Origin of the sequence: Bradyrhizobium sp. OK095, from assembly GCF_900109945.1 — a bacterium.
Lineage (GTDB): Bacteria > Pseudomonadota > Alphaproteobacteria > Rhizobiales > Xanthobacteraceae > Bradyrhizobium.
Genome location: NZ_FOBX01000001.1, coordinates 518,244 through 530,732 on the forward strand (window position 1 = coordinate 518,244; position 12,489 = coordinate 530,732).

At 65.4% G+C, this 12,489-nt stretch carries 7 protein-coding genes; 3 read left to right on the forward strand and 4 right to left on the reverse strand.

Annotation, left to right across the window (positions count from 1 at the left end; translation table 11 throughout):
- Positions 1-168: 168 nt before the first annotated feature.
- A complete protein-coding gene (locus BMW89_RS02460) occupies positions 169-2,490 on the forward strand; it encodes a molybdopterin guanine dinucleotide-containing S/N-oxide reductase (RefSeq protein WP_092022339.1) in 2,322 nt (773 codons plus the stop codon).
- Positions 2,491-2,621: 131 nt separating this feature from the next.
- Here the strand turns inward: BMW89_RS02460 and BMW89_RS02465 are convergent, their stop codons facing one another.
- Positions 2,622-3,608 (reverse strand): helix-turn-helix domain-containing protein, encoded by a 987-nt coding sequence (locus tag BMW89_RS02465; protein WP_092022342.1) that lies wholly within the window; start codon positions 3,606-3,608, stop codon positions 2,622-2,624.
- A gap of 354 nt (positions 3,609-3,962) precedes the next feature.
- On the opposite strand from BMW89_RS02465, the gene BMW89_RS02470 reads away from it, so the two are divergent.
- A complete protein-coding gene (locus tag BMW89_RS02470) occupies positions 3,963-6,845 on the forward strand; it encodes an ATP-binding protein (RefSeq protein ID WP_092022344.1) in 2,883 nt (960 codons plus the stop codon).
- A 64-nt stretch (positions 6,846-6,909) separates the two neighbouring features.
- Here BMW89_RS02470 and BMW89_RS02475 read toward each other — a convergent pair whose 3' ends face one another.
- From BMW89_RS02475 to BMW89_RS02485, 3 genes are all read right to left on the reverse strand, one after another.
- Positions 6,910-7,608 carry a type 1 glutamine amidotransferase domain-containing protein gene (locus tag BMW89_RS02475; RefSeq protein ID WP_092023335.1) on the reverse strand — a complete coding sequence of 233 codons (699 nt, stop codon included), beginning with the start codon at positions 7,606-7,608 and terminating at the stop codon, positions 6,910-6,912.
- Between the two features lie 189 nt (positions 7,609-7,797).
- Positions 7,798-8,505 carry a hypothetical protein gene (locus BMW89_RS02480; RefSeq protein ID WP_092022346.1) on the reverse strand — a complete coding sequence of 236 codons (708 nt, stop codon included), beginning with the start codon at positions 8,503-8,505 and terminating at the stop codon, positions 7,798-7,800.
- 118 nt (positions 8,506-8,623) lie between these two features.
- Positions 8,624-11,467 carry an ATP-binding protein gene (locus BMW89_RS02485; RefSeq protein WP_092022348.1) on the reverse strand — a complete coding sequence of 948 codons (2,844 nt, stop codon included), beginning with the start codon at positions 11,465-11,467 and terminating at the stop codon, positions 8,624-8,626.
- A gap of 328 nt (positions 11,468-11,795) precedes the next feature.
- Here BMW89_RS02485 and BMW89_RS02490 point away from each other — a divergent pair, with 328 nt between their 5' ends.
- Positions 11,796-12,464 (forward strand): sensor histidine kinase, encoded by a 669-nt coding sequence (locus tag BMW89_RS02490; RefSeq protein WP_092022350.1) that lies wholly within the window; start codon positions 11,796-11,798, stop codon positions 12,462-12,464.
- Positions 12,465-12,489: the final 25 nt, after the last annotated feature.

Below are 12,489 nucleotides of genomic sequence, written 5' to 3' on the forward strand. Positions count from 1 at the left end.
AATCGCCCACGATCGTTTCCTCGAACGTTCACCAAGCTGTCCTTGCACAACGGACCGGCATTTCCGCCGGCCCTGATCCCGACGACATCGGGGAGCGGATCGGTATACTGGCACCCGAATTGACACGGGAGCGGCCGGGTCGACCCGGGCCACGACAAGGATCAGACGATGGACGATACGATTGGTTTCCCCGACCCCGGTCTCGACCTCTCGGACGGCTTCAAGCCCCACACCTCGCATTGGGGTGTGTTTTCCGCGCGTCAAGGCAAAGCCGGGTTAGAGGTGAGGGCCTATGCGGGCGATCCCAATCCGAACGGCATCATCGACAATTTCCCCGGCGCGCTCCGTCACCAAGCGCGTATCACTCAGCCGGCGATCCGCCGCGGCTGGCTCGAGCGCGGGCCCGGCCCGGACAATCGCCGCGGCCGCGACGAGTTCGTCTCGGTCAGCTGGGAGAAAGCGCTCGATCTTCTCGGCGACGAGCTCGGCCGCGTCCGCGACACAAGCGGTCCCGGCGCCGTGTTCGGCGGCTCCTATGGCTGGTCGAGCGCGGGCCGCCTTCACCATGCCCAGAGCCAAGTGCATCGCTTCCTCAACATCGCCTTGGGCGGCTATGTGCGTTCGGTGAACAGCTACTCTTCGGGCGCGTCTTCGGTGCTGCTGCCGCAGATTCTCTGCGGTTACGAGGACATCACCAAGCGCAACGTCACCTGGGAGCAGATCGCCGATAACACCGACATCGTGCTCGCGTTCGGCGGCATGGCGCTGAAGAACTCGATGGTGGCCGGTGGCTCGATCAGCAAGCATGTCGAGCGCGACGCCATGGCGGCGGCGCACCGGCGCGGCTGCGAGTTCATTCTCGTCAGCCCGCTACGTGAAGACCTGCCCGTCGAGGCCGGCGCCGAATGGATGACCTGCGTGCCCAGCACCGACACCGCGCTGATGCTCGGCATTGTTCATACGCTGGTCAGTGAGAACCTGCATGATCAAGCCTTCCTCGATCGCTACACCGAGGGCTGGCCGGTCTTCCTGCGCTATCTCACCGGCGAGAGTGATGGGCAGGCGAAGAGTGCCGAATGGGCCGCCGCGATCTCAGGTGTCGGTGCGAACACCATCCGCACGCTCGCCCGTCGTCTCGCTGGAAAGCGCGCGCTGATCACCGTCTCGCATTCGCTCCAGCGCGCCGAGCATGGCGAGCAGCCGGTGTGGATGGGCATGGTGCTCGCGGCCGCACTCGGCCAGATCGGCCTTCCCGGCGGCGGCTACGGCTATTCGCTGGGTGCGATCGGCTATTACGGCCGTCGCGTCAACGACGTGCCGGGGCCGACGTTGGGGCAAGGCCGCAACGGCGTGCGCGATTTCATTCCGGTCGCGCGCATTGCCGACATGCTGCTCAACCCCGGCAGCACCTATCGCTACAATGGCGAGACGCGCACCTATCCGGACATCCGCCTGGTCTACTGGGCCGGCGGCAATCCCTTCCATCACCACCAGGACATCAACCGCCTGCGCAAGGCCTTTGCGAAAGTCGACACGTTCGTCGTGCATGATCTCGGCTGGACTGCCACAGCGCGGCATGCCGACATCGTGCTGCCCGCGACGATGACGCTGGAGCGCGAGGACATCGGCTATTCCAGCAACGATCCTCTGATGGTCGCGATGCACCGGATCGCCGAGCCGTTTGGCCTTGCGCGCGACGATTACGAGATCTTTGCCGATCTCGCCGACCGCCTCGGCGCCCGCGAACCGTTTACGGAAGGCCGCACGTCGCGGGAGTGGCTGGAACATCTCTACGAGCCGACCCGCGCATCACTCGAAGCGCGTGGCCTGGAGGCCCCGAGCTTCGACGAGTTCTGGAAGCGCGGCAGCCTGGTCGTGCCGCAGCAGCCCGATGACGGCGGCCGGCTGCGCAGTTTTCGCGAGGATCCGGTCGCGCATCCGCTGCCGACACCGAGCGGACGCATCGAGATCTTTTCGCAGAAGATCGCGGGCCATGGCGATGCGGATTGCCCGGGACATCCGGTCTGGCTGGAGAAGACCGACATGCCGAAGCCCGGTGCGCCTTGCTTCCTCGTCGCCAACCAGCCGGTGACGCGCCTGCACAGCCAGCTCGATTTCGGCGGACATTCGCTTGCCGCAAAGCATCGCGGCCGCGAGGTCGCGCGCATGAACCCGGTTGATGCTGATGCGCGCGGCATCAAGGACGGCGACATCATCCGTCTGTTCAACGACCGCGGCGCTTGTCTTGCCGCAGTCCACGTCACCGGCGACATCGCAGCCGGCGTCGTGCAGCTGCCGACAGGCGCCTGGTACGACCCGATGGACCCCGAGGATGACGCCCCGCTCTGCGTGCACGGCAATCCGAACGTGCTCACCCGCGACATCGGTACCTCGTCCTTCGCGCAGGGTTGCACCGGGCAGCTGACGGTGGTCGAGGTAGAGAAATTCACCGGCAATCTGCCGCCGATCCGGGCGTTCGATCCGGTGTAGCAAGCAACGGTTGTAGCCGGATGAAAAAAGGGGCCGCCTGTGGGTGCAGGACGGCCCCGAGTGGCTCGTAGGCCCGGGAGGACAAGGGCGCGAGCCGTCGCAAGTGGCTGGGTACTTGCGTTAAAGGCAGGCTAGGCGGCTGCGCTGGCGATCCAGTCACCGCCCGCCGCAGGCCGGCTCCGCGACAATGCTTCGACCTCACCGCGCTCGCCCTTGCTGGCGAAGCGCCAGCGTGCCGGCGATTGACCGCTCATGCGCTTGAACACGGTCGAAAAATGCGCCTGCGTGCTGAAGCCGACGGCAAGCGCGATCTCGGCCAGCGGCCGCCCGCTCGTCGCAAGCAGCGTCTTGGCGTGTTCGATCCGGTGATTGAGCAGATATTCGCGAGGGCGATAGCCGGTCGCGGCTCGGAACTGCGCCGCGAAGTGCATGCGCGACAGGCCCGCGACATTGGCGAGTTCGGACAGGCTAATGCAGCGGTCGAAATGATCGGCGATGTGCTGCTCGACGCGCCGCAGCCGCCATTTCGGCAAGGCATTGACCTTGGCGCGCGGCGGCTCCAGCCGGGTGAGATGCGCGGCGAGGGTCTGGCCGATGCAGCGCGTAAACCGGTGGTCCGCGGCGTCGCCACGCGCGATCAGCGCCCGGGCAAGCTGCGCCGCGAGCGGATCGCGCAGCAGGACGATGTCGTTCAGTCCATCGGTCCCTGAAAATTGCGCCGGAAAATGATCTGTGGAGATATGGAAGTGCAGGAAGGCGCAGGGCGCCTGGAACTGCACTCCGAGCTGTCGCGACGGCGCACTGACATACATCGATCCCGCGGGCATCGTGCCGTCGAACACGATCTGGCGATCCCGGGTCAGTTTCGCGCGCGTCTGCTTCAGGGCGATGCCGACGAAATAGCAATTCTCGGGCGTTGTCGCCTCGTGCGACGAGGCGCCTCGCGGATCTTCCCATCGCGAGACAATGATGTCCGCGGCGACCGCCTCCGGGCCGTGATCGATCCGGCGCCATTGGCTCTCCCGGGTGATCGCCTGCGTGGCATGAGGCAGTTCCTGATCGCGTGAGCCGGCCGGATAATCAATCCAGGCATGCGCCGCCTGCAAATCGGTCAACATCTCTCGTCCTCTCCTGGCTTTGCCGCCGTTTGCAACAACCGGCAAACGCACAAACCCACTGCTTCCCATGTTCAGAGGATAGGCGTGAGCTGGCCAGGAAGCCCGTTAGCGATGATTAGGATCTGTTAGTTTTTGTGGGGCGCCTCATGTGTGGCAGCCCGTCGCAGGGAGGCCTGATTTTACGCAATTTTTCAAGCATTTGCGTGATCGGCCAAGCCTGCGGATGGCGTGCTGCAACAGGTGTTGAGCGATGCGCGGGTGTGAGATCGCGCGGTGCCTTTCACTGGACCTCGTCTCGGTGCCGGGTATATTCGCGCCGCGTTTCGGTGAGGCAGTCGTCATGATGAGTCATAAGTGACCGAACTCTCGGCAGGACATGGCCCCCGCAGCAGCGGCGCCGGAACGCTCCCGGATATCGATGCCGTCTCGTTCGGGCCGTTTTCGCTTCGCTCGCGACTGCTGGAAAAGGACGGCGTTCCGGTCAAGCTCGGCAGTCGCGCGATGGATATTCTGCGCCTGCTCGTCAGCCGCGCCGGCGAAGTGGTGCCGAAAGGCGAAATTCTCGCCTACGCGTGGTCCGGGCTTTCGGTCGAGGAGATCAGCCTGCGGGTCCATGTCGTGGAGCTGCGCAGGGTGCTCGGCGATGGCAAGGACGGTGCCCGCTACATCACCAACATTCCGGGCCGGGGCTATTGCTTCGTCGCGTCCGTGCGGCGTGGCGATCGCGCAGAGGCGCCCTCGCTCGGATCGCGCGTGTCCGAAACGACAGTGCCATCACCGGTTTTGCCGCGCCGGCTGGACCGGATGGTGGGGCGCGACGAGATCGTCGCCGAGCTGGCGCCGCGCTTGCGCCGCGATCGTTTCATCACGCTGCGAGGGCCAGGCGGCATCGGCAAGACCACGATTGCGACCGCGCTCGCGCACGAGATGTGCGATACGTTCGAGGGCAACGTCCATTTCCTCGAATTCGGTCCGCTGAAGGACGCCGCCCTGGTTGCGAGCACGGTCGCTGCCACGTTGGGCCTCGTCGTGCATCACGACGATCCCTCGGGCAGCATCATCAACTTCCTGCGCGGACGGCGGCTGCTTCTCATTCTCGACAGCTGCGAGCACGTGATCGACGAGGTCGCGCGCCTCGCGGAGAACATTTACCGCGAGGCGCCTGGCGTAGCCATCCTCGCGACCAGCCGTGAATCGCTGCTGGTGGAGGGCGAGCAGATTTTCGAGCTCGTTCCGCTGCCGGGCCCGCCGCAGGACACCTGTCTCGGCGCCCGCGAGGTGCTGACCTATCCCGCCGCACGTCTATTCGTGGATCGCGCCGTCGCGGCGGGACATCGGGACGTCATCACGGACGACGATGCGGAAATCCTCGCCCGGATCTGCGGCAAACTCGACGGCATCGCGCTCGCGATCGAGCTTGCCGCCGCGCGCGTCGGTCTCTACGGACTGCGCGAGATGGCGACGTTGCTCGACAGCCGGCTCCAGCTCGAGTGGCGCGGGCGGCGAACGGCCCCGTTGCGACAACAGACGCTCGGCGCCACCCTCGACTGGAGTTATGGCCTGATCGGCGAAGACGAGCGGATCGTGTTTCAGCGGCTCGCCGTCTTCGCAGGTCACTTCACGTTAAAGGGCGCGATAGCCGTTGCGACTGAAGAGGCGACGCCGGAGGATTGCGTCGTCCACGCGCTGGAGCAGCTCGTGGCCAAGTCGCTGGTGTCGACGCAGCCGGACGGCGCATCGCGGCGTTACCGCCTGTTGGATGCCACGCGCGCCTATGCCATGCAGAAGCTGACCGATGGCGGCCAGGCGGATGCGATCGCGCGCCGTCACGCGCTCCATCTTCAAGCCGCGCTCGAAGCCGGCATGGCGGAGCTCGGCGGCAGCGACCAGACCTCACGTGCGCAGGAGCGCGCAGGCCTGCTCGCCGATGCCCGCGCCGCGCTGGTATGGAGCTACGCCAGGGATGACGGCGCCGATTTGCGCGTGCCGCTCGCCGGCAGCTGCGCAAGGCTGTTTGTCGAGCTCAATCTGCTGAACGAGGCGCGCATCTGGTCGGATCGCGCGCTCGCAACGCTCGTCGACGCAGACAGGGGCGGCAGATGGGAGCTCGAGCTCCAGTCGACGCTCGGCCACGCCTTCATGTTCACCGAGCGCAACAGCGAACAGGCCGAAGCGGCGTTGAGGCGCGGGCTGGAGGTCGCGGAAGCGCTGTCCGACCACGCCAACACGTTCAGGCTGCTGTCGCGGCTGAACATGTTCTATCGCCGCACCGGCGGCTACCGTCATCTGGTGCCGACCGCACGTCACGCCGAGCGGGTTGCCCGCCTGATCGGCGATACCGCGGGTATCGCCGGCAGCAAGGCGCTGCTCGGCGTGTCCTATCATCTCGCCGGCGACCAGGCAGAGGCGCAAGCCCATCTTGACGAGGGCATACGCGACGCCGCCGCGCTGCGCGGAACGCAACCCGGACATTTCGCCTATTCCCGCACGCCGCAGATTCCGCTCGCGCGCGTGCTTTGGCTGCGAGGCTTTCCCGACAGTGCGCTCGACTATGTCCGCCCGCTTGTCGGCGCCTCGGCGCCGCGCGACGCGGTCATGCATTGTATCGCGCTATGCTGGTCCGCCTCGGTGTTCGGCTGGGTCGGGGATTGGTCGGCCGTCGAGACCATGGCCGGCCGTCTGGCCGCGCATGCGAGCATGCATGGACTCGTTCCCTACGAGGCCGTCGCGACCGGCTTTCGGGCGCAGACCATGATCGCCCGCGGCGAGGCGACTGATGGCATCGACCTGTTGGGTAGCGCGCTTCCGCGTCTGCACGCGGATCGCTACGAGCTCTATGCATCGGCGTTCGCCGCGGATCTGTCGCGTGGGCTGGCCGCGTTGGGACGATTGACGGACGGCGTTCAGGTTCTGCGCGAAACCATTGACCGCGTCGAGCAGGCCGGCGGAGGCTTCGACATGCCCGAGCTGCTTCGTTTGCGGGGAGAGCTCGAGGCGCAGGGCGGCAATCTCGAAGCTGCCGAAGCAAGTCTCGCCGCGTCGGCCGCGCTGGCCGAACAACAGGGCGCGTTGTCCTGGCGGCTGCGGACCGAGATGTCGCTGGCCCGGCTTCGGGATCGGTTGGGCGCGCAAGATCCGTTTGAACGCCTCGCCGAAACCTATGCCCGCTTCTCCGAGGGATTCGAGACCGCCGATCTCACGGAGGCACGGCTGATGCTGGACCAGCCGGCCACCTGAAAGTCTCGACGCTGGCTGCTCGGCCCTCGTGCCTATTCAACCGCGCAAGAAAATTGACTCCAGCCTACGCGGCCGACTTCGCCTTTTTTGCCAGGGCAGCCAGCAGCGTCTGCGCAGCCGGGCCCGACGAGCTCGGATTCTGCCCAGTGATGAGCTGGCCGGAGCTGACGACGTGCACGCCCCAGTTCGCCGTCTTCGAGAACACGGCGCCGAGCTTCAGCATCTCGTCCTCGACAAGGAAGGGAACGACCTTGGTCAGGCCCACATCCTCTTCCTCGCCGTTGGTGAAGCCGGTCACTTCCTTGCCCTCCACCAGCGGCTGACCGTCGGGCGTCTTGACGTGGCGCAGCGCACCGGTCGAATGACACACGACGGCGATGGTCTTGCCGGCGGCGAGGAAGGACTCGATCAGCTTGACCGAGTTGTTGTCTTCGGCGAGGTCCCACATCGGGCCGTGACCGCCGGGATAGAAAACGGTGTCGAAGTCTTCCTGCCTGACGCTGTCGAGGCGCACGGTGTTGTCGAGCTGGGCTTCGGCGGCCGCGTCCGCCTCGAAACGCAGCGTGAGGTCGGTGCGGAACTCAGGCTCGTTGCTCTTGGGATCCAGCGGAGGGCGGCCGCCCTTGGGCGAGGCGAGGGTGATCTCGGCGCCGGAATCCTTGAAGACGAAATAGGGGGCTGCAAGCTCTTCGAGCCAGAAGCCGGTCTTGCGTCCGGTGTTGCCGAGCTGGTCGTGCGAGGTGATGACCATCAATATTTTCATGACTGCCTCCTTGAGTGCGTTTGCTGCGATGACGCACTCCATCGTGATGGAGGTGCGCCGGCCTGGGTCTCGTTCGAGCATCGTTCGTTGCCCGCAAACCCAATCTGCGCTCAACGCGGCCTGTTAGCTCGTTATGTCGTGTTAGGCGTTGAGAGGGAGAGTTATCGCCGCCCGCAAACCGCGTCGTCGCTACTCGAAGACCGCGTCAAAAATCTCGACGTCCATCAGCACCGGCTTGGCGATCACGGTTCCGTCAGGCTGTAGCGTCTGCACACGCCGTAGCGTCGGCACCACGATGCCGCCGAAACTGTCATGAGCCCAGGAGTAATGTGTGACCTTCATCCCGAAGAGATCGTGATCCGTCCGCCGTTGCAGCGCGTTTTCGTCGAAATAGAAGATCTGCTCGGGCGCGAGCGTGATCAGGTGTGCGGGGAATTGCGCCCGTAGCCGCCGCCAGGTCTCGGTGCCTTCGCGCCACGGCGCGAGTTCCTCGACCACGACGTCGGGATGCGCAAGCAGGAATGGGATCGTCAGATAATTCCAGATCGCGACGCCGCAGAAGAAAACGAGATGCAGTTCGTCCGCAAGCGGGGGGGGACTGGCTTCGGGAAACGCGAGGCCCGGATTGCGCCAGGTCCGCAGCACCGCGCCATCCAGGCTTTCGATCGTAATCGCGTCCGGTTGAAAGGAGCCCGAATGTTCTCCCCCGGTGATGCCGGTGAAGCGGACGGATTGCGTGCGGGTCGAGCCTTCCGCGGTCACATCCTTGAATTCTCTGGCATGCCCGGCGCTGGAGAACAGCGTTCCGCCGACGGACAAGTGGAGCGTGAACCGGTTCAAGCTATTCCAGCGGGCCAAACCGCCGCTGGCATCGATTACGTCGTCAAGAAGAGCCATGTCCCGCCATATCTGCCGTGAAGTGCAACCACCATGGCGGGGCGGATGCGGCTTGGCGTGTTAGAAGTTGTTAGGAGTTGCGAGCGGGTGGGATGGCGGTATCCCGTTGAAGATGCTGTCAATTCAGCGCGGCCAGGAGCTCCCTTGCGGTTACGAGATCGCGGCTCTGGAGTCCCTCCTGGTAGCGCGCGACGAGCGGGGCGAGCAGGTCGTGCGCTTCGCGCGCTTTTCCGGTCTGGCGCCAGAGCTGGCCGAGGCTGATCGCCCCTCGTAGCTCCCAGCCGAGCGCGCATTGCCGCCGCGACAGATCGAGCGATTTCTGCAAGCAATGCTCGGCCTCCGCGGCATTGCCCGATCGTGCCAGGATGTCGCCCCTGACCCTGAGCATCTCCGGCATGTCGAAGGATTCGCCGTGATCGGGGATCTCGGCGATGGCCTCGTTGATCGTCCGCAGGGCCTCATCGAGCTGGTCCTGCGCCGCGAGACCCTCGGCGAGTGCGGTGGCAAACACCGTCGTCATGATCCGGTGCCGCGTGGCGTACAACGTGGCCTGGCTGCGGCGAAGATGCTCGATCCCGCCGTCGACGTCGCCGCGACGCAGCAGCAGCTTGCCCTTCTGGCCGATGCCGACCGCATGATAGGGGCCGAGGAAGTGTCGCGCCGAATGATCGATCAGCCGCTCGATCAGGATTTCGGCATTGGCCCAGTCACCGACCCAGAGGAACACGTAGATGGTCCAGATCAGGGCGATGCCGAGGGTGAGCGGCTGTTCGAGCAGCTCCGCCTCGCCCACCGTGTATCTGGCGGCTTCAACGGCGCGATCGGGCCGGCCCGTGAGCCAGAGGCCGCGCGCGAGCGCCACCAGCGCGACGATCCGGTCGTCATAGCCGAGATGCCCGATGTTCAGCCGCCGCGAGCCGGGATTTTCCACCATCGCGCTTTGGCAGAACCGCACGGCCTTGTCCTGGTTGCCGATGAGATGATGCGCGACGCCCAGCATCCATTCCACGTTCAGTGCGGCGGCGGGATCGTTCAGCTTGCGCGCAACACTCTCGCCTTGCTCGCCGGTGCTGAGTGCGCCGTGAAAATCGCCGACCCTGGTCAGGTAGATGTGCAAGCCGCGCAGCAGCCAGAGCTGCCAGTGCAAATCCTCAAGCTCCCGCGCAAGCTGGAGACTGCGCGTGAACGCCGACCGCACCGCCTCGGTATTACCTTGCGTGAACATCACGGAGACGCCGAGCGCGGCCTGAAGACTCATCTCCTGGCGGCTGTCCAATGTGTTCGCGTCGGAAGCGGTCAGCGCCTGCTGCGTCCAGCGAAAACACTCCGTCAGCAAGGTCAGCTCGAGGAAGAACTGGGCGGCTGACGCCGCCAGATCCACGCCGATCGTCCGGTCGCCGCCGTCCGAGAAGCTCCAGGTCAGCGCGGCCCGCACATTGGGAAGGTGGTCGGCATAGGGAAGAAAGCCGCCTGCGCTCCGCATCCCCGAGGATTTGAGTGCGATGTCGCGGAGGAAATCGCGGAAATATTGGGCGTGTGCACGCGCGACGCGGGTCGCTTCCCCGTTCTCGACGAGCTTGTCGCCGACAAAGGCGCGGGTGGTGTCGAGCAGGCGATAGCGCAGCCGCCGCTGCGCGGGCGAGGTCGCGATCAGGGATTTCGAGAGCAGGTTCGAGATCGCCTCGACCGCCTCGGACTCGCCGATGCCCTGGCAGGCTGCGACGGCAAGCGCGGCCTCCAGCGTGAACGGCCCGACGAACACCGACAATCCGCGCAAAGTCGCACTTTCGGCGGCCGGCAGCAAATCGTAGCTCCAGGCGAGCGCGGCGCTTAAGGTCTGGTGCCGCGGGATCGCGGTGCGCCGTCCTCGCCACAGCAGCGAGAAGCGGCTGTCGAGCAGCGAGGCAGTCCCGGCAATGCCATAGGCATTCACGCGTCCGGCGGCGAGTTCGATCGCGAGCGCGATGCCGTCCAGCCGCCGGCAGATCTCGGCGACGAGCGGCGCGTCCTCCTCGCTGAGCTCGAATTCGCTCAAGCTCTCGGCAATGCGTTCGACGAAGAGCTGGCTTGCGGGATAGGCAAGGATCTCGGCCATACTGAGCCCGTCGCGCTCCGGCGGGCAATCCAGCGGAAACAGCCGGTGGACGCGTTCACCTTCGGTGCGAAAGGATTCGCGGCTGGTGGCGAGGATATGCAGCTCGGTTGCCTCGTGGACGATGCGTTCGGCCAGCGGCGCGAGTTCGTCGATGACGTGCTCGCAACTGTCGAACACCAGCAGCATCCGCCGGTTGCGCAGGAACGTCAGCAAGCCCGGCATCGGGTCGTCGGAATTCACGGTCAGGCCGAGCGCGGCCGCAATCGTTCCGGGAACGAGCCGGGCATCCGTCAGCGCGCCGAAATCGACGAAGCAGACCTGGCCGCCGAAGGCCTCGACCTCGCGGTGGGCGACGGCGAGTGCGACCGAGGTCTTGCCGATCCCGCCGGGGCCGACGATGGTGACGAAGCGATGCAGGCCGAGCTCGGCGGAAATCTTCTCGACGTCATCATCCCGCCCGATCATCCTTGCAAGCGGCGATGGCAGCGCATGGGGCGAAGCGGCAGGCAGGCTGGCCCGGCTTTCCGACGGTGCAGGGCGGAGCAGCGGGGCGGCGAAACAATAGCCGCGCCCGGGGACGTTGACGACGTAGCGCGAGGCTTCGCCGGCATCGCCTAAGGCCTTGCGCAGCGTCGTGATGTGGAAGCGCAGACTGCCTTCGTCGACGGTCACGTCCGCCCAGACCCGCTTGATCAGCTCCCGCTTGTCCACGACCTCGCCTGCGCGCTCGGCGAGAAAAATCAGGATGTCGAGCGCGCGACCGCCGAGGTGAAGCGGGGTGCCGTCCTTCTCCAGCAGCCGCGACTTTGCAACCAGCCGGAATGGCCCGAAGGAAATCGCCGAATCCTGGCCGCTAGTGTCCGCCACGGGTCAATGGGTTCCAGTGAAAAGGGCTGATGCCTGTACTCTGATCTACCAGACCGAGACGACGAGTAAACTGGTCGAAAGTGGCAAAATGGCGTGGCGATTGTCGAACGTGCGGGGAATATCCGTCGCAAATTTTGCTTAAACACGAGCGGTTTACGGCGTGATCGGCACGATTTGTCAGCGTGCCTGACGGTCGCGGTGCCGGTGTCGGCTGCGAAAGTGTGATGCCGCCGATCATAACAGAATCTTGCAACGTCTAACGAGCAAAACGCGCGCGACGCATCCACTATGCTTCCGAGTTAGGTCCTATTCCAACGGGGAGGCTATCATGTCCGCTATTGGCTCGATGCCGGACGGCAATGCCGTTCGATCTCAATTCGTCGCCAGTCTTGACGATCAGTCGCGTGATTGGGAGCTCGTGCTGAGGGAGTCCCACCATCGCATGAAGAATACGCTGACACTTCTGGGTGCGTCAGTCCGTCGCGATTTCACGCGAGCAGGCACCAAGGACGTCTCGCTGGCTGTGGACCGGTTCGAGCGGCGCCTCGTCGCCTTTGGCCGGCTCTATCAGCTCCTGTCCGACAACGACGAGCTATCGATGGTCTCCGTCGAGGCTTTCTTCGAAAATCTGTGCGCGGCGATCTCCGAAGCGGTGCTGGAGCCGGCAGGGATCCGCTGCGAGGCCGCGATCGGGAGCGGCACGCTGCCGGCGTCGCAATGCCACCGCCTCGCGCTGATGCTGACGGAGCTGGTCACGAACGCGGCAAAGCACGCCTTCCCGAACAAGAACGGTGCGCTGATCCGCATCGACGTTGCGAACCGCGATGGCGCCTGGGTCTGCACAGTGGCCGACAACGGGATCGGCGCGACGGCGCCGCTCCAGGGCACCGGCAGCCGTATCCTCGAAGGGCTCGCACGCGGCATCCAGGCACGGCTGCATGGCGAGGCGGGGCAGGGCGGCACGCGGGTGACCATCGTGATGCCGTCCGCCGCTTGAAATGGTTTCAACTCAAATCCGGGAG